The sequence below is a fragment of the Vibrio sp. S457-15 genome (assembly GCF_000960545.1).
Taxonomy (GTDB): domain Bacteria; phylum Pseudomonadota; class Gammaproteobacteria; order Enterobacterales; family Vibrionaceae; genus Vibrio; species Vibrio parahaemolyticus.
Map to the genome: position 1 here is coordinate 398,384 of NZ_JYOQ01000121.1, position 18,719 is coordinate 417,102.

General features: G+C 45.9%; 18 protein-coding genes. 9 read left to right on the forward strand and 9 right to left on the reverse strand.

The annotated features are described in order from the left end of the window. Positions 1-6: 6 nt before the first annotated feature. Complete coding sequence (locus tag UF05_RS12885; protein ID WP_005391967.1) at positions 7-657, reverse strand: Qnr family pentapeptide repeat protein; 651 nt, start codon at positions 655-657, stop codon at positions 7-9. 498 nt (positions 658-1,155) lie between these two features. Between UF05_RS12885 and ompW the strand changes: the two genes are divergently transcribed. The 3 genes from ompW (at position 1,156) to UF05_RS12900 (ending at position 4,545) form a co-directional block, all read left to right on the forward strand. Beyond that, positions 1,156-1,800 (forward strand): outer membrane protein OmpW, encoded by a 645-nt coding sequence (gene ompW, locus UF05_RS12890; protein ID WP_029838642.1) that lies wholly within the window; start codon positions 1,156-1,158, stop codon positions 1,798-1,800. 232 nt (positions 1,801-2,032) lie between these two features. After that, the gene (locus tag UF05_RS12895; protein ID WP_045545641.1) at positions 2,033-3,058 is read left to right on the forward strand and encodes an HlyD family secretion protein; all 1,026 of its coding nucleotides are present in this window, start codon (positions 2,033-2,035) and stop codon (positions 3,056-3,058) included. Beyond that, a complete protein-coding gene (locus UF05_RS12900; RefSeq protein WP_045545642.1) occupies positions 3,055-4,545 on the forward strand; it encodes an MDR family MFS transporter in 1,491 nt (496 codons plus the stop codon). Before UF05_RS12895 ends, UF05_RS12900 begins: the two co-directional genes overlap by 4 nt. Positions 4,546-4,641: 96 nt before the next feature. On the opposite strand, the gene UF05_RS12905 is transcribed toward UF05_RS12900, so the two are convergent. Next, positions 4,642-4,887, reverse strand: coding sequence for a Rho-binding antiterminator (locus UF05_RS12905; protein WP_020841653.1), 246 nt, complete (start codon positions 4,885-4,887; stop codon positions 4,642-4,644). Between the two features lie 179 nt (positions 4,888-5,066). On the opposite strand from UF05_RS12905, the gene UF05_RS12910 reads away from it, so the two are divergent. From UF05_RS12910 to ygjK, 3 genes are all read left to right on the forward strand, one after another. After that, a complete protein-coding gene (locus tag UF05_RS12910) occupies positions 5,067-6,203 on the forward strand; it encodes an MBL fold metallo-hydrolase (RefSeq protein ID WP_045545643.1) in 1,137 nt (378 codons plus the stop codon). A gap of 455 nt (positions 6,204-6,658) precedes the next feature. Continuing rightward, positions 6,659-7,426 (forward strand): hypothetical protein, encoded by a 768-nt coding sequence (locus UF05_RS12915; RefSeq protein ID WP_020841655.1) that lies wholly within the window; start codon positions 6,659-6,661, stop codon positions 7,424-7,426. Positions 7,427-7,541: 115 nt separating this feature from the next. Then, positions 7,542-10,232: an alpha-glucosidase gene (gene ygjK, locus UF05_RS12920; RefSeq protein WP_029838634.1), complete on the forward strand. Its 2,691-nt coding sequence runs from the start codon at positions 7,542-7,544 to the stop codon at positions 10,230-10,232. Positions 10,233-10,364: 132 nt separating this feature from the next. Here the strand turns inward: ygjK and UF05_RS12925 are convergent, their stop codons facing one another. From UF05_RS12925 to UF05_RS12950, 6 genes are all read right to left on the reverse strand, one after another. Further along, positions 10,365-10,877 (reverse strand): macro domain-containing protein, encoded by a 513-nt coding sequence (locus UF05_RS12925; RefSeq protein WP_025632940.1) that lies wholly within the window; start codon positions 10,875-10,877, stop codon positions 10,365-10,367. 59 nt (positions 10,878-10,936) lie between these two features. Beyond that, entirely contained in the window at positions 10,937-11,362 is a 426-nt protein-coding gene (locus UF05_RS12930) for a VOC family protein (protein WP_020841657.1), read from the reverse strand. 169 nt (positions 11,363-11,531) lie between these two features. After that, the gene (locus tag UF05_RS12935; RefSeq protein WP_005391929.1) at positions 11,532-12,017 is read right to left on the reverse strand and encodes a VOC family protein; all 486 of its coding nucleotides are present in this window, start codon (positions 12,015-12,017) and stop codon (positions 11,532-11,534) included. A gap of 138 nt (positions 12,018-12,155) precedes the next feature. Beyond that, complete coding sequence (locus tag UF05_RS12940; protein ID WP_045545644.1) at positions 12,156-12,485, reverse strand: DUF4144 domain-containing protein; 330 nt, start codon at positions 12,483-12,485, stop codon at positions 12,156-12,158. Positions 12,486-12,509: 24 nt separating this feature from the next. Next, entirely contained in the window at positions 12,510-13,046 is a 537-nt protein-coding gene (locus UF05_RS12945) for a DUF924 family protein (RefSeq protein ID WP_045545645.1), read from the reverse strand. 65 nt (positions 13,047-13,111) lie between these two features. Beyond that, the gene (locus UF05_RS12950; RefSeq protein ID WP_045545646.1) at positions 13,112-14,959 is read right to left on the reverse strand and encodes a M3 family metallopeptidase; all 1,848 of its coding nucleotides are present in this window, start codon (positions 14,957-14,959) and stop codon (positions 13,112-13,114) included. A 231-nt stretch (positions 14,960-15,190) separates the two neighbouring features. Between UF05_RS12950 and UF05_RS12955 the strand changes: the two genes are divergently transcribed. Next, positions 15,191-15,553: a hypothetical protein gene (locus UF05_RS12955; protein ID WP_045545665.1), complete on the forward strand. Its 363-nt coding sequence runs from the start codon at positions 15,191-15,193 to the stop codon at positions 15,551-15,553. 85 nt (positions 15,554-15,638) lie between these two features. Here UF05_RS12955 and UF05_RS24675 read toward each other — a convergent pair whose 3' ends face one another. Continuing rightward, entirely contained in the window at positions 15,639-15,812 is a 174-nt protein-coding gene (locus UF05_RS24675; RefSeq protein WP_005460772.1) for a hypothetical protein, read from the reverse strand. A gap of 240 nt (positions 15,813-16,052) precedes the next feature. Here UF05_RS24675 and UF05_RS12960 point away from each other — a divergent pair, with 240 nt between their 5' ends. Beyond that, positions 16,053-17,195, forward strand: a complete 1,143-nt coding sequence (locus UF05_RS12960; RefSeq protein ID WP_005460816.1) for a sugar diacid recognition domain-containing protein — start codon at positions 16,053-16,055, stop codon at positions 17,193-17,195. A gap of 158 nt (positions 17,196-17,353) precedes the next feature. After that, positions 17,354-18,706, forward strand: a complete 1,353-nt coding sequence (locus UF05_RS12965; RefSeq protein ID WP_005482895.1) for a GntP family permease — start codon at positions 17,354-17,356, stop codon at positions 18,704-18,706. The last annotated feature ends 13 nt before the right edge of the window (positions 18,707-18,719 follow it).

Genomic DNA, 18,719 nt, shown 5'->3' on the forward strand with positions numbered 1-18,719 from the left:
CTTTCCTTAGATAATGATCAGTCCAAAAGGCGCAAGCAATTGCTCTTGTTGCCAATCACAAATTTTAACACCAAACAGAGAAACGCGGCGAACATCCAGCCCGTCTAGTTCGACATGAGTCAGATCACATTGCTCAACGTTAAAGGTTCCCCATTGTTCTGGCGAGAATTCGCAGCGAGATAAATCCGAGCCTTTGAGAGTTGCCCCTGCGAGGTTCGCACCGTTCCAACGGTTTTCAAAGAGGTCACATTTTTCTAGTAACACTCGCTCGAAGTTACAGTAGGTGAGGTTGCAGCCAGTAATAAAAGCAGAACAGAAAAACATGGTGTTACTGACGCGATTAGCAAAGTTCGCACCTTGGAAGTTTGCCCCTTTGAGATCGCACTTACGCAGCTCCAAGCCCATACAATTTGCGCCGTTAAACAGGCTCATTGCCAGCATACAGTTCGTAAAGCTAGCATCTTTTAAGTTCGCGAAACGAAAACTACATCCTTCTAGCGCTTTGGATTCGATAAAGCGACAGTCGATGAACTTAGCATCGCGCAGATCGGCATGGTCGAAACTGCACATATAAAAGTGGCAGTTTTTAAAGGTGGCATTCTGAAAATCGTGATGAGAAAAGTTTTCTCGTTCAAAAATGAGATCGGTTTTTAACATGTCTTCTCCTTATCTGCGAGCAGACTAGCACTCCAAGTGACTGATTTTCAAGAAAAATAACTTCTTGTATTTCAGTGTTTTACAAACCCCTCAAATCGAGATTTTAAGGGGGAAAACGAGCGTTTTAAGTGGGTTGTTTCTTGAAAATAGAAGACGTAGAGGAAGAAAAAAGTTTTTGCTGGCTACGAGCCTTAGCGAGAGGATTCGTATTTTTGAGTATGCATGGCTTCTCACACGCACAGTTTGCATTACAGAATTGTATCCGATTTGCATAATTTGTTGATCGGTATGTCGTTTTTCTATACAAAAAACCTATATTTTTCACAAATTGATTTCCATCAAAATAGTAGGGTTTCTATGTGCTAGATTGCGCGCAGCTCAAAAAAAAATATAGATGCCCGTGTGCTTCAAGGCGCTGAGTTTACTTGAAACCTAAGGCCATTCAGCAGGCACACCTTTGGGTACGACATAACGAAGCGCTACAAAAGGAAATAAAAAATGAAAAAAACAATCTGCAGTCTAGCAGTGGTTGCTGCACTCATGTCACCAAGTGTTTTCGCTCATAAACAAGGTGACTTCGTTCTTCGTGTTGGTGCGGCCTCTGTCGTTCCAAATGACAGCAGCGATAAGATTCTTGGTTCTCAAGAAGAATTGAAAGTGGATTCAAATACGCAGCTTGGTTTGACGTTTGGCTACATGTTCACAGATAACATCAGTCTAGAGCTTCTAGCAGCAACACCATTCAGCCACGATATTTCAACAGACTTGTTAGGTCTTGGTGATATCGCGGACACCAAACACCTTCCACCAACGCTTATGGTTCAGTACTACTTTGGCGAGCCACAAAGTAAGTTCCGTCCATACGTTGGTGCAGGTCTCAACTACACTATCTTTTTTGATGAAGGCTTTAACAACAAAGCGAAAAACGTGGGCTTAACTGATCTTAAGCTAGACGATTCATTTGGTTTAGCAGCAAACGTAGGTGTGGACTACATGATCAATGATCAATGGTTCCTTAACGCATCAGCGTGGTATGCAAACATTGAAACAGAAGCAACATACAAATTTGGTGGAGCGAAGCAAAAAACTGACGTCAAAATTAACCCTTGGGTATTTATGATCAGCGGCGGTTACAAGTTCTAAGAAAAGCGGTAGTTACACACATTACACGCGCATTACAATTATTGGCATGACTTTGGGGGCGGTTACGGGGACTGCCCCTTTTTTTATCTGCATTTCCGTGTGTATTAGATTGCACACGATTCAAGCAATAGTTCAAGGTTTAAAACTGGATCTTAACCTTGCAGATCATTTTATTGTTCCAAGATCGAAAAGTCCTACACTGATCACATAATTGAACAAGTGGACAATATAAATGAGCGGCGACATCGCGAAGCATTCTTCCTCCAGATCTAAGCTGGTAAAAACTCTTTTCTTTACTCTCTGTGTTATCGCATTTGGTGCGATGTATTGGTCTTGGCAGTATTCTGACAGTCATCCAAGCACGGAAGATGCCTACGTTAGGGCAAAAATTTTGTCGGTAGCGCCTCAGGTAAAAGGCCAAGTGGTTTCTGTGGATGCCAAAGATTTCCAATCTGTTAATAAAGGTGACCTACTGCTGAAGATAGATTCACGCCCATATCTGTTGGCAGTGAAGCAAGCAAAAGCGGCATACCAATTGGCGGTCCAGCAACATGACGTTGCCGATAAGCAGGTAACTGAAGCCGTAGCGGGCTTAGATGCGGCGCGCTCTAACCTGACAGAAGCGCAAGTGGAGTACAAACGTACAGACTCACTGGTGAAACGCAAACTGGCGTCGGACCAAGATTTAGATACGGCGAAAAACAAACTAGCCAATGCCCAAGCGAGCTTAGAGCAAGCGCGCGCGACGGTAGAAAAAGCCATTGCGAACCGTGGTGAAGAAGGCGCAGAGGCTGCGGTCGTTCAACAAGCGGCAGCTCAGTTAGCGCAAGCGGAGCTGAACTTGAGCTACACCGACATTACGTCACCAGTGGATGGCATTGCCGGTGAAATCAATACGCACGTAGGCTCGGTCGTTAGCGTGGGTCAAACGCTGTTCCCTGTGATTTTAAAAGACAGCTATTGGGTACGCGCGAATTTTAAAGAAACCGATCTTACTCACATCAAACCTGGTATGCATGCGGATGTGGTGATTGATATGTACCCAGACGTGGTGTGGAAAGCAACGGTAGAGCAGCTGTCGCCTGCGAGTGGTACATCGTTCTCCTTGATGCCACCAGAAAACGCAACGGGTAACTGGGTCAAAATCAAACAGCGTTTCCCTGTACGTTTGGCATTAGAAGTACCGGCCGATGCGCCGCAACTTCGCGTGGGTGCGAGCTCAGAAGTCACCATTGATTTGCAAAGTAGCGTGCAATGAACCATCAAATTACGGCAGACAAACGGGGGATTGCCACCGTCGCCGTGATGCTTTCTGCCATCATGGTGTTAATCGATATGACCGTTGCGAACGTGTCGCTATCGCACATGATGGGCGCGTTGGGCGCAACGGCAGACCAAATTACTTGGGTGCTGACGGGTTACAGCATGGCGGAAGCGATCTTCATTCCGATGACCAGTTTCTGGGTGTCTCGCTTTGGTGAACGCAAAGTCATGCTGGTTGCCGTGATCGGTTTTGTGATTGCCAGTGCGCTTTGTGGGCAAGCACAGTCGCTTGAAGAGATGGTGCTATTTCGCATTATCCAAGGCGCTTTCGGCGCGTCGGTGATTCCATTGGCGCAGTCGACGTTAGTACAGATTTATCCGTACGAACAAAAAGGCAAAGCGATGGCGATTTTCTCTATCGGCATTTTGCTTGGTCCTATTTTGGGCCCAGTCGTGGGTGGCGTGATCACCGACAACATCAACTGGCGCTGGATTTTTTACATCAACTTGCCATTCGGTTTGATCTGTACCTCTTTGATTTATCGCTATATCCACATCGACAACAAATCCAAACCTAACTTTGACTGGTGGATCATCGGTTACATGGCATTAGGTGTGGGCGCGTTGCAGTTTGTGTTGGATAAAGGTAACGAAGAAGACTGGCTCGACTCACGTATGATTCAGACGGCGATATTGCTCGCAGTAATGGGATTGGTGATGTGGATCTATCGCAGTTGGAAAACCAAAAGTCCAATAGCGCCATTGTGGCTACTGAAAGACCGAAACCTTATGGTCTCGTCATTGATGATTGCCGTGGTGTCGATGGCGATGTTTGGTCTGACGACTCAACAACCAATGCTGTTGGAAAGCTTGCTGGATTATCCGGTCTCAACCACTGGCTTATTAATGGCACCGCGTGGGTTGGCGTCGGCGGCGATGTTGATTTTGGTGATTAAACTCAATCCGCAATTCGATCCCAGAATCAAAATAGTCTTTGGCTTGAGCTGCATCGGGATTGGTAGCTATTTGATGACGCAATACTCACTGCAGATCGATACATTTTGGATAGTGATGCCGAGCATGATTCAGGGGATGGGGCTTGGTTTAACCTTCTCGACGCTATCAACCTTGGCGTATTTAACGATTCCGAAAGAGCAATCTGTTGCGGCGGCGAGTATTTACAATCTGTTCCGTACGATTGGTAGTTCGTTTGGTATCTCTATCGCCACCACGTTCCAATATCGTGATAGTCAGCAGCAATGGCATGCGCTGGGAGAGGGTATTAATCCTTATAATCCTAACTTGCATGACTGGGCGGCCAATCAGGGGCTTTCCATTACCGACCCGGTTGCGTTAGACCAATACCAACAGATGTTGCAGCAGCAATCGCAAATGGTTGCGTTTGTACACACTTTCCAGCTTGTAGGAGTGATGTTCGTGATCATGATGCCGATGCTGGTTTTCATCCGGTCGCGTGAATAACAACAAGTTCAGGTGAACTGTGCCAGAGAACGCCTCTCAAGTTGTGTCAGCTTGAGAGGCGTTTTTTATTGGACGGTATCAGTGAAAGAAGGACGTTTACTCAAACGTCACTTCATCAAAATGCGGATTGGCTTTGAGCGCGCGCATTGCGACTAATTGTTCAGTCGGGAAGGCGATGTGCTCACCATCCATATCTAAAAACAAGCACTCTTGTCGCTGCATGTCGTAGCCTGTGTCGAACGCGTTGCCCTGATGAGTTTCACCATTTTTTAGTGTGATCTCGATCGGGAGCTTAAACATACAGGCGATTTCAATAAAATCGTATTGGCTGCAAGTCACCATAGTTTTCTCCTTTCAAACCGACGCAGTATTCAGAAGGTATGAGAACCGTATCCTTAAATAGAAGACGTTTGATTGAAACTGAATCTTCATCTTACACCTCATTTTGGTCACGAAATAGACATACACGCACGTTTTAATAAACCTAATGTGAGCGTTCACAAGCGAGACAAAACTACGATATGTCTGAAACGATACTTAAGCGCACATACCTAACGAGTGAACAAAAGACACAAAAGCCAAGTTCACTGATTTCCCCTCAAACCTACCATGCGCAGTTGGCGCACCGTGTTCACCACTCGCCTCAATTTGAAAACGGCCGCGTTAAAAACGAGATGCCAAATGTCCCTAGTCCGCAATCATTCTGGCAGGTGTGTTGGAGTTATCTTGGTGGTAGAACGCCGTTGAGTCCTAACGAACATCTGCCACATTCCCCAATTCAACCTACGCAGTTTGCGCAGCGAAGTGAATCGATGCGCCTTACTTGGCTGGGCCATTCCACTATGCTGGTGGAGGTCGATGGCATTCGAATTCTGACCGACCCGGTATTTGATTACGCTTCTCCGTTCATCGCAAAAGCGTGGTTTGAACGCAATATTCCCAATACCCATGCTAGAGATTGTTTGCCGATTCCTGAAATTATCGTGATTTCGCACGATCATTACGACCATTTAGAAGCATCGACCATACGTTTCTACGCCGATAAACCCGTGACGTTTTATGTGCCCTTAGGGGTTGGCAAGCATCTGATAAAGTGGGGTGTTTGCGCAGACAACATCGTGGAATTCGATTGGTGGGATAGCGTGCACTATGCTGGAATCGAACTGATTTGTACGCCTGCTAACCATAATTCGGGTCGTACTTATTTCGATAAAAACTCGACCTTGTGGGCTTCTTGGGTCATCAAAGGAAAAGAAGAGACGCTCTATTTTAGTGGCGATTCAGCTTACGATTCGCACTTTTCCGAGATCGCACTGCGATGTGGACCAATCGACATTGCTTGTTTGGAAGTGGCTGCCGATGTGAAAGGCCAAGGTTATCCGGTCGAAAACTGGGGGCACATGCAGGCTCACCATACCGTGCAAGCGTTTCACGATTTAAATGCGAAAAAACTGTTGCCAGTACATTGGGCTACATACGAGCTATTTACTCACCGCTGGGACGAACCGATTTTAGATTTGCTTGCCCATTGTCAAAAAGAACATATAACGCTGCTGACGCCAATGCCGGGGGAGAGTTTTTACGTTCATCAAGAACATATAAATAAACAGTGGTGGCGAGAAAAAGAAATATGTGAGCCAGCTAGAATTTTGACTTAATAATATGATCTTACTTCAATAATTATTTTAGAAATTAACTTTGTTATTTTCAGAATATAACAAGGTTTTTACTGGTCATTGAAATTAAAAATTTCCATAGATTCACTTTCCAATTGTGATCTCACGCTTTTATAAATCGATTAGTGTCATTTTTTGATACTTTTCATCTGAAAATTTGCGCTCTTATCAGAAAAGTTTTAGTAAAAATCTTTGCCATCTTAATTTTACTCTTCAAAACAATTATACTGACTATTATCTTGATAAGCCCATAGAGCAATGGCTATAACTTGTTCTCGGTGGGTAAAATGTATCCAGTTAAAGAAAAGTAAAAAATCTAATGGATAAGACATGTTTTACGCCAACAAGATAGAATATTGAGACCAAAATCACAAGAGTAGGACTCTCTTGAATTTATCATCATGGATGCTGAATAAATAAAATACAGGCATTGTTCGATGAATAATTCTGCAACGTATTTACTTGCTGCTTTACGAGAAAAAATAAAAGAAAAAGGCATTGGATATTCCGAGCTTTCTATTGGACTTGGAATCCCGCTTTCTACCATAAAAAGGCAGCTTCACAATACGTCTCTTGGTTTAGATAAAATCTTGTTGTACGCCACGCACCTTGATACGGATTTGGTTGAGTTATCCATGCGAGGTAAGCAGCTGCAGCAAGAGAGTGAACAGTTTATCACTGACACCAACAGTGAGATTTTCCATCAATATCCTCACTTATTTGATTTTCTTTATCTTTTGCGTCGACCTGAGTGGTCTTTAGAAGAGATCGCACGGAGATACCAGCTGAGTGATACTTCCGTTGCGCTCTATTTACGTGCACTAGAAATGATGGATTACATTGAACTGAAAGGGGATAAACACTATCAATTTAAAGATACAGGCCGCTTTATTTTTGAAGAAGGTTCAAATTTAGACACGCTATTTGCACAGCGCTTTCGTGAAGAAGTGTTTAGCCACGATATTCGGCCTCCAATTTGTGTTGGACGCATTGCGATTACCGAAGAACAAGAAGAAAAACTGGCAAATGAAGTGTACAACAAATTAATTGAGTTTGATGTTCAAAATAAAACCAGTGAAAACAGTCAACGACTAAAAAACGTTTTACTCACTTTTACACCGGGTAATCAGATATTTTTGGCTGACACAATTCCGAATATTAATGGCGATTTATTAAAAGCCATCACTATCGCTAAAGAAAAATAAAAGAATAATTATTGGAAGCTCGTGCTTATTTAGTGCGAGCCGGGCTTCTGCACACTAAAAACACTCATTTATATAAATGAGTATATAAAAATAACGTAAATAATAGGGGAAAAGTATGTTTAAAAAGAGCACACTTGCCATTCTGATCGGGGCTACTATTTCGCTTGTTGGATGTGGTTCCAATGATAAAACTGAAATCCGTTTACCACAGGCACCAACTTCGGAGTTTACTAACGTGATTGATCGTACTGGTAATCCAACTTACCTGCGTGATTACGACAGTTATTCGAACCTGAAGTACAACGCACTCACAGACAACGGCGCGTGGCATGGCCATTTGCTACCTGAAGATGCGGCGGGTTATGGCGCTTTCGGCGGTATTATGCAAGTGACGCAAGAGTACGCGCATTTTATGTCTGGCCAAACGTTCGACAAGCTCACGTTGACCGACAAAGTGAGTGGCCAAACTTACGACTTATCGAACGCAGAAGCGAAAGTCTATTCCATTCCAGGTGCGTTAGTGCAGGTGTTGGACTTGGACGATATTCACGTGCAAATGGTGCTGCGCTTCGTAACTGATCGCTCTTCACTGGTGGAAACGCTCATCACCAATAAAACTGATCGTGATATGAACTTGGCGTTGGAGTGGGACGGCGAGTTGGTGAAATACGCGCTGTCGACGCGCAAAGACCAAACCGTGGCGCAGTACTACCCAGATTACAAGCGCCAGATTTCGACCATCGAGAACGGCATTAAAATTAACTTTAGCGAGATGAAAGACAACTGGGCGATCCGTAATGATCGCGATGCAGAGTTCCGCATTACCCGTTCTCTACCGACGAAGACGTTCACCAACGAAACCTCATTCAGCTCTACCGCGGAGATGAGCCTACCAGCTGAGCAAACATCGGCGGTTTATACGGCGTATTCTAACCTGCACAATGCGAAAGAAGTGCAGTCAGAATCGTTGAAATTGCAAGATGTGTTGGCGAATCCAACTCAATACATGGAAGCGTCGAAAGCGCGTTGGGACGGCTATTTAGCGAATGGTCTTATCAACAAAGAAGCGACAGCAGACCAAGCTCGCGTAGCGGTAAAAGCGATGGAGACCCTAAACGGTAACTGGCGCTCTGCGGCGGGCGATATTGAACAAGCGACAGTCACGCCATCGGTCACTGCGCGTTGGTTCTCTGGTAACTTAACATGGCCGTGGGATTCGTGGAAACAAGCGTACGCGATGGCGCATTTCAACCCAGATGTTGCGATGGACAACATTCGCACGGTATTCCAAGAGCAAGTTCAAGCTGATGACAAGATTCGTCCGCAAGACAAAGGCTACTTGCTGGATGTGTTGACGTACACCAAACCTGTTAGTCGTGGTGGTGCTGGCTCTGAAAACTGGAACGAACGCAATACGAAACCATCGTTGGCGGCATGGTCTGTGATGGAGGTGTATCACGCTCTCGTGAACCAGTTTGATCGCCCAGAAGACGCGCAAAAATTCATTGATGAAATGTATCCGAAGTTGGTGGCATACCACGATTGGTGGCTATCCAACCGCGACCACAACCAAAATGGTGTGCCTGAATACGGCGCGGCAGTAGACCCAGCACACAACACAAAAGAAGGCGTGATGTACGTTTGGGTAGAAACGCGCGATCCTAACTTCACGACCATTATTCCTGCAGAAGACATCATCGAGCAAAACGGCAATTCTTATAAAGTAAAAGGCATGGCGTCTTACAATAAGATTCTCGATAAAGTGGATTACATGACGATTCACGTCGGCGCACAAGAAGCGGCGGGCTGGGAATCGGGCATGGATAACGCGGCTCGTTTTGGCTTTATCTACAACATCCACAACATGAATTCGCAAGCTGAAGACATCAGCAACCCAGACAGAAATGTGGATCAACTTGGTCGCTACGCGGCAAGTGCGTACGGCTTTGATAACAGCATCAAGCTGGAAGGCGAAGAGTGGGTGTACAGCAATACGTCAGCGGAAAACTTAGCGAAACTCGATCTAGCGAAGAAAGATTGGGAAGTTCGTTTTGCAGAAAACCGCACCAACAATAACGCTGCGGACGGTGAGCTGCTTGGCTTCTCTATGCTGCAAGAATCGGTGGATCAAGCCTCTTACATGTACTCAGACAACAAATACTTAGCGGAAATGGCGAAGTTGGTGTCCGATGGCGTAGAAGGTAAAGACCGCGCGCAAGAATTCCTTAACGGCGCAGAAAAAATCAAGACTTACATTAACCAGTGTATGTTTGATGAAAGCACAGGATTCTTCTACGACATTCACTTAAATGTGGCTGAAGATGGCACTACTCCTGCGCCTCTTGCAAATGGCTGTGCGGGTTTGCCGATTGTAGAGCGTGGACGTGGCCCTGAAGGTTGGTCGCCGCTGTTTAATGGTGCAGCAACGCAAGAGCATGCCGATAAAGTGATCGCGGTGATGCGTGATCAAGACGAGTTCAACACGCCAGATAAATTCCAAGGAACGGGTGTGCCTTTGCCGACCGCGTCGCAAACCAACCCTGCTTACGGTAAAGATGTGTACTGGCGTGGTCGTGTGTGGCTAGACCAAGTGTACTTTGGCTTCCGTGCGATGGAAAACTACGGCTACAAAGAAGAGGCGATTGCAATGGCGAATGAGTTGTTTAACAACGCAGAAGGTATGACGGGTGACATGCCAATCCGTGAAAACTACAACCCAGAGACGGGCGCGGTACAAGGTGCGTCGAACTTCTCTTGGTCTGCGGCGCATTTGTACATGATGTACAACGGATTCTTCAAAAACTAGATCGCACACATTAGGCGCTTTGGATGACCCCCCTAGCATTCATAGCGCTTAACGAACGATAATTCAGTGATAAATAAGACAAACCGGACTGTATTGGCAGTCCGGTTTTTTATGTCTCTTGTCACACAGATTTTAGTGCTGGAGCAGGGCGTGTTGCCATATCGAAAGCATCTCTTCACTAAACAAGTAAAAGCGCATGTCGAGTGCCGCGTATTCCGGTCTTTTGCAAACGGCCATCGCGACTTCTGCTGCTTCTTGGGGTGGGTAGCCATACACTCCGCAAGAAATCGCAGGCAGCGCCACACTTTGGCAGTGGTTGGCGAGCGCGAGATCCAGCGAACGTTGATATGCAGATTCCAACACCGCTTTTGGATCGGCGAATTTATCGTAAATCGGGCCAACGGCATGAATGACGTAACGCGCGTTTAAATTGCCAGCCTCAGTAATGCGTGCGTCACCAAACGGGCATCGAATACCGTCGACATCATCAACGGCATAACACGCATTGATAAGCGCAGGCCCTGCTGCGCGATGAATGGCACCATCGACGCCACCTCCGCCGAGCATTCTCGGGTTTGCTGCATTCACGATGGCATCGACATGTGCGGTGGTGATGTCGCCTTGGACTAACGAGATCGCGTTCATTTTTTTGAGCCTTCTACAATGATGAGAAACAAATGGTCAGTAACACAGTTAACTGTAGCTTACTCATCAATCACTTGAGGTTTTAACTCGACGACATTTCCTTCCGGATCATGAATATAGAGTGAGCGACCGAACCCCTGTGCGCCGTAGCGCTTCGCAAACTCTTCGGTTTCAATGCCGTTCGAACACAGATATTCCAGTACTTCATTTTCGCAAAAAGGTGCTAGTTGCAGGCAAAAATGGTCAATATTACGACCATTTTGAACTGGTGGCTTTCCGCCAAGTTGCCCTAACTCGCTGTCCACCGTCACCACATCAATCAATGCGTTACCAGCCCTGAGCTGGGTTAAACCAAGCTCCATTACTTCGCGCTCGACAGGGCAACCCAAAATATCTCGATAGAAATGCAACATAGCGTCGAGATTGCACGTTCTTAACACGACATGATCAAGGGCTTGGATTGCGATTGGGTTGTTGGTGGGCATGCTTCACTCCTTTTGTGCGGTTATGAGATAAGTATAAAGCGACCTTAAAAGTCGTGAGAGAAATGATCAAATGCAAGGTGGGCTTTTGCTAGATCGAGTGCAGAAACACTGCAACTCAAAGCAAACCAAAAAAGCTAGCTTGTTGCTAACCTTTAGAATATAGAGATTATTACTCGTATTCAGAAGCGTAAGTTTCTTCATAAGTGTGCGAGTAAAGCTCGAACAGGTTGCCGAATGGGTCTTCTAGATAGACCATTTTCGCAGGCTTGTTATCGTCTTCTGGGTGGTAACGCATGATGTCCATACGCACTTTGCCACCCAACGCTTCAGTGCGCTTGATTGCGCCTTCAAAGTCGTCCGTCTGCAAACAGAAATGGAAGATTCCGATGCGAGAAAAATCCACTTCATGGCGCTCTTGACGCTCTTTCATTTCAAATAACTCAAGTCCGATGCCATCGCTTGTCACTAGATGCGCAATGTTGAAGCCTTTAAAGCCCTCACCAAAGACCGCAATACACATTCTGCCAATTGCGGTTTCGCGTTCTTCAATCACTTTCGTGTTGCCCATAACGACTTTTAGACCAAGCGCTTGCGTGTAAAACTCAACCGCTTTATCCATATCTCCGACCATAATACCGACATGATTCATTTTCATTTGTTTGCTCCCAACATGTGCGCTTAAACGTTGTTTTGTTTCGATGTGGGAGAGTATATGGTGCGATTTTAATTACATGAAATTATCATAAATTATAAAAATAATAATTATATGTAATCAGTATGGGCGGGGTTCGAGCTAATTGGCTAATGCCTCAATAGCTTGCTGTACCGAGGTGAAGTGAATTTTGATTATGCATCTTTGTGCGAGACTAAACTCATGCGACTGGATGAGTGACGTAACTTCCTCGACGGACAGAGTGCGTGCTCCCGGTTGTAAAACGGTGGTGTTCGAATCGTTGTATTGCAACCCGAACGTGTAGCCATTTGAGTCAATTACGTAATCATCTGGCCCCCAAATGAGCGCTTCGCATTCGGAATCAAGCTCGGCATGAGAACGCAAATAGATAAGTTCATCGTCGCCGTCTAGTTTTAGCAAGCATGGCCAGCATACTGCGTGGTCTCTCATAGTTAACTCATTATTCATTGTTATTTAGAAACTTGCCCCAGGTTGCTGCAAAAATGCTAACTCTTCAGGTGTGCTTTCTCTACCCAAGATGGCGTTGCGATGTGGGTAATGTCCAAATTGGTCGATGATGGCTTTGTGTTTTAGCTCAAAATTGTAGTTATTTTCAAGCCCTGATGCGCGAAACAATTTCTCAGCTTCGACATGAATACGTCGAGATTCACTGTGCATAAACGGCATGTACAAAAAGCTTAGCTGCTCAGGCGCTAATTCTTGATCGTGTCCTAACCGAATTGCTTCTTGAGCCAATGCTAATGCGAGCGGGTCTTGCGCAAACGCTTTTGGGGTGTTGCGATACACATTACGTGAAAACTGGTCGAGGACGATGATTTCGGCCAATCGTCCTTGTGCGCTGTCACGCCAATTAAACAGTTCACAACGAGCGGCTTGTTCTAGTACCGAGGCAAATCGTGACGCAATATGTTTGTCCAGTTCTGGGTTGTTTTCAAACCAGTTTTGAGGCGTTAGCTCCTCGAACCAGAACTTGATGATTTGTTGATGCATGGCGCTTCCTTTTATTGTGTCTTAATAGCAAAAAGCCAGAAGCGTGGCTTCTGGCTCTTGGCGTGTTATCGACCGTAAGTCTCTACGATGTAACGTTCAAAATCGTCACACATTTGTTCGTCAGAGATGACGTTGCTTGCCAGTTCTTTACTGCCGTCGACGACTTTAATCGTCGCGTTCAGTGAAGCAACTGGTGCTCGTTCTCGTGTTGCAAGTGAGTCGATTTTCTTCTGCTGTACTTCCCACGCTTGCTCTGGCGATAGATTACATACATCTGCCAAGTACTTAGCATTGAACCCCTCGCCAGTCAGGCTGAAAATGGTTTCGTTGTGCGACAAATGATTGCCTGCGTGCCAGTAGTGTTTTGCCAACAGTGGGCCAATTTCTGGGTTATCCGTCAGGTAGCCAAACTTCTCAAGGAAGTATGCGCGGGTCTGATACACCGCCATGTGCGCGAGTAGATAACCTTGGTATGCACAAGCCGCTTCGTCAGATAGCAAATGTGGAATCGCCATCAGTGGGCGAGGGCTGCATTCCAAACCCAGGATCTGTTTTTCACAATCGCGAGCCAGCTTAGTGATGTGCTCTGGCGTTAACTCATCATCGCTAAGTTGATATAACGCGCGCTCAAAGTAAGGCACAACCAAGATGCTACGTTCTTCATAAGCTTTGAATGGCTGACGACTGTTGATCATCGCTTGAATTGTCTCATCAGGAACCGAATTCCCTTCATCATCCAGTGCGTACTGTTTTAGCCAATCGGCATCGGTTAACAGGCTGTCACAGAACATCGACTGAGTTTCTGCATAAGCCATCGACGTCGGCGCAAACTCCTGCGAAAAACAAGGCGCGTTCATTTTTACGTTCGCAAAGTGTGCTGCGTGGCCACCTTCGTGGAACAGCGTGTTAATGCCATCGTAGCCGCTGCCCACTTGGTCTGGTTTGGCATTGCTGGTGAAGTTCACCTGTGCTGCGACCCATTCGCCTTGATTGTAGAAAGAAGGGATCGGGCCGTGGCAGAACCCGTTCGGGTACTTACCTTTGCGGTCTAACAAATCCAGCGTTAGCGTCGCGCCAGAGTAATCAATATTCAGACGACCAAACGATTCTACCCAGCGTCTCAGAGATTTAGAGAACGGCACGTATGGGTCAAGGTCACGCATGACGTCACCCGCGAACGAGTAAACAAAGTTGAAGCCAGTGAGTGCGCTTGCGCCTTTCTCTTTCGCCAAGTTTTCTAAGCTGTTTAGGTGCGCATCTCGCGTGCGTTGTTCGAAATCTTCCAAAATCTCGAATAGCTGCTCAGAGCTCATCTTTTCCGTTTTTTGCACGGAGTAATCAAAGAAGGTCGCATAACCCAGTGAGCGAGCGAACTGGTTGCGCAGTTTGATCAGTTCTATAAAGCCGTTTTGCAGTAGCCATTGTTCAAGGTTCAGCAACGCTTGATGAGCCGATTGGCGAACTTCTTCATGATTGCTGGTGCGAATGGTTGAGCTCAATACTGGCAGTGAACCTTCTACTTGCTTGCCGTTTTCATCGGTAAACGTTTGTACGTGGTTCTGTTTTTTCTCGAATAGCTCAGCTTCAAAGGCAATGAGCTGATTTTTCAACGCTTGTGCTTTTTCGCCCTCGATGGCGTGAGATTCAAACATCGCTAGCCAACCAGAAAGACCCGTAATGGTTTGCTGTTTCTCTTGTGGGTCGGTAATTGAGTCCGCGGCTTCAAGCTGTTGTTTGATGGCAGTAATTTGCTCGGCGTTGCTCAAAAAGCTTGTCCACGCCGTTTGTGCTTGCGTTGAGCCATCATGGTCATCGCTGATCCCCATGTAAGTTTCCCAAAAGAAATCTTCTTTGGTGCGGTGAATCGCGAGGTAACGTTGATTGAGGTCGTTGAGATAATCCGTTGCGGTCATTTTGATCCTTCAAATGGTTTCGTTATGTAGACAGTTGATTATTGCACGCTTGGCCGCGAGAAAGGAGCGACAATCTCATTTGTCGATTTTGCATCGCGTAAACGTGATTTTACTATTTGTTTACATTTTAAATGGTTAGTAGGTTATTTGTTGTGGCGTACCTTACGTTTGGGCGCTGATGGTATACAATTTATAAAATTTCTTGTTGCAGTCGTACAAAGCGGAAACGAAATGATAAATAAAGCAAAAATAACGTTGCTGACGCTAGGAGCGGTTTTAGCGGGATGTTCGTCAGTGACGGCTCCTAAAAAGGATGCCATTGAGAGTATTCAGCAAAAATGTGCGGTCATTCTGAGTAGTGATGTTGCTGATGATCACCGTTGGCAGGTGTATAACGAGCTGATGCAAGAATATGCGGTACATGCCATTAAAACTCAGGCTCAACTTGACCGCTTTGAAGCGTTTGTTCAGCGAGTGCAAAGTGATGATTCAGGTCAGCTGATTACTGAGCTGATTGAAGTCACTGACTGGGGATGCTCAAACGGTAATTATCTTGAAGAGATGGATATGTTCATTCAAGAGGTTCAAAAGTAAAAAACCGAGCGTTAAGTCGCTCGGTTTTTTGTTTTTGTTGCACTCTATTTTTGTAGCACTCTAGTGCGCTGGCTCGTCGGGACGTTTACTCTTCTGGGTACTCGCCCATACCCTCAGTTTTGCCTTCTGCTTTCCAGTGCTCATTGGCATCATAAGCTTCATCGCATAAGTCCACGGTGTAGCCCATTTCAGTAATTTCTTTCAAAGTGAGGTTGTCAGCAATTTTGGCAATTTCGCCCGCTTTATTACGCAATTCCATCGTGTTTCCTCCGTTATCGCTCACTTGCAGCAACGTGACTCCAACGCCTAGTAACAAGGCATCGAAGTCTCTTTGCTTTAAGTATATATCCCTCTGTTCAAAATGATGGATTAAACCCTTTTTTATGTGTGGTTAAGGCGTAATGATTTGAGCTACGCCTGCAATTTGCATCGACAGCATCGCGATAGCAGGCTATTTGTGATTTATTGAGTGATTCATTTATAAGTTTGGAAAATCGAAATGGTGATTCTCGACCACTCCTTAGCACAGCAAATTGTTGATCGAACCATGTCCATCATTGGTCACAATGTGAATGTGATGAACTCAGCAGGCATCATTATTGGCAGTGGCGATCCCAAACGCGTTGGGCAAGTGCATGATGGCGCGGTATTGGCGTTGAATCACGGCGATTCACTAGAGCTGAATGAGCAGCAATGTTTGACGTTGCAGGGTGTCAAACCCGGAATCAATATGCTGTTGAAATTGCATGGCGACGTGGTCGGTATTGTTGGTGTGACAGGTGAGCCGGAGAAAATCCGAGATTTTGCCAAACTGGTCAAAATGACCGCTGAATTGACAATCGAGCAAGCTGCGCTGGTGGAAAAATTTCAGTGGGACAGACGTCATCGCGAAGAGTTTATTCTGGCTTGGATCAATGGCAAATTGACTGATGAAGAGCTGAAAGATTGGGCGATGCGTCTTTCTATCGATGTTACTCAACCACGGGTGGCAACGGTGATTGAAGTCTCGACGCCGTCTGCCTCAAAAAGCATGAAGAGTGTGCGCAATATTGTTGAGCTGCTTGAATACCCAGAGCGTAACAACCTAGTTGCGATTGTCTCAGTGAATGAAATTGTGGTGCTGAAACCGTGTCATTCCGCCAAGCAGTGGGATAGCCAAATCGAAAGTGAACGCATTGATAAGTTGATGTCGCGTTTAAGCGATCACGATTCGCATACGTTTCACATTGCGCTAGGGCAGCTGTTTAATGAGCCTAAAGATGTCGCGTTGTCATACCAAAGTGCGAAGCAGGTATTAGCCATTGGCAAGCAGTTCTACCCAGAGAAACGTAAGTACCTGTTCGACGAACTTCGTTTGCCTGTGCTGTTAGCACCGTTGGCGGATATTTGGCAAGGTGAACAAATTATTGATGGCGTGAAACGGTTGAAAGAGAAAGACAAATCTGGGCAATTACTGAAAACCCTAGATGCATTGTTTGAATGCAATGGCAATGTGACAGAATGCTCTAAAATGCTGTTTATTCACCGGAACACTCTGCGTTATCGGCTAGAAAAAATCACCGAGATAACAGGGTTACCAACCACCAATTTTGTGGGGTTAGCGGAGCTTTATATTGCGACTCGGCTCTCAAAAATGGCTTGATATTGTGCATTTGCACAATACGCGTCATTTTTTGACCACATCATTTGTCACTCCGCCTAAAGGAATTCGAAAGCAAACGATTAATAATTCATGCGTCCCTACATGTTGAGTGAGCCAACACGGACTCGCTCAGCAAAATAAGAATAAATGGAGTTATCATGAACCTTATATTAATCCTGCTCGGGGTGATCGCATTTATTGTGCTCACGACCACCAAATTCAAATTACATCCCTTTTTAGCGCTGATCATCGCGGCGTTCCTTGCGGCATTTGCTTACGGCTTACCGGCAGATAGCATTGCCAAAACCATTGCTTCTGGCTTTGGCGGCATCCTTGGTTACATTGGTTTGGTTATCGTTTTAGGTACCATCATCGGTGTTATTTTGGAGAAAAGTGGTGCGGCGATCACCATGGCCGATACGGTTATTAAAGTGTTGGGTGAGCGTTTCCCAACATTGACTATGAGCATCATCGGTTACATCGTTTCTGTTCCGGTATTTTGTGATTCAGGCTTTGTCATTCTGAACTCGCTAAAAGAATCACTCGCGAAGCGTTTAAAAACCTCAAGCGTTGCGATGAGTGTGGCGTTGGCTACTGGCCTATACGCGACGCACACGTTTGTGCCGCCAACTCCTGGCCCGATTGCCGCTGCGGGTAACTTAGGCCTGGAATCTAACCTTGGTTTAGTGATTGGTGTGGGTGTGTTTGTTGCAGCGGTTGCGGCGTTAGCGGGTATGTTGTGGGCGAACCGATTCCAACATGTTGAACCAGATGGCATTGAAGCCGCAGATGAAATTCAGCATGACTGGCAAGCACTCAAAGCGTCTTACGGCAAATTGCCAACGGCGAGCCAAGCATTCGCTCCTATTTTTGTTCCAATCTTATTGATCTGTTTTGGCTCTATCGCGAAATTCCCAAGCCTACCGCTGGGCGAAGGTTTTGTGTTTGATGTTCTGACTTTCTTAGGACAGCCACTAACTGCATTGGTGATTGGCCTGTTCCTTTCTGTTCGCCTACTCAAGTCAGACAACAAGATTGAAGAATTTGGCGAGCGAATCAGCCAAGGTATTACGGCTGCTGCGCCTATTCTTTTGATTACCGGTGCGGGTGGCGCATTTGGCGCGGTATTAAAAGCAACGCCGCTAGGTGAATACTTGGGTACGACGCTATCGGCGCTGGGCGTGGGTATTTTTATGCCATTTATCGTTGCGGCTGCGCTAAAATCGGCGCAAGGTTCGTCTACGGTTGCGCTGGTGACCACATCAGCTTTGGTTGCGCCTATGCTTACGCAATTGGGGCTAGATTCAGAAATGGGCCGCGTATTAACAGTGATGGCGATCGGTGCAGGTGCGATGACGGTTTCTCATGCAAACGACAGCTTCTTTTGGGTAGTTTCGCAGTTTAGCCGCATGTCGGTGGGCTTAGCGTACCGCGCGCAAACCATGGCTACGCTCGTTCAAGGTGTCACGGCAATGGCATTGGTGTACATTTTGAGTCTCGTTCTCTTATAAGTCTCTGGAAATA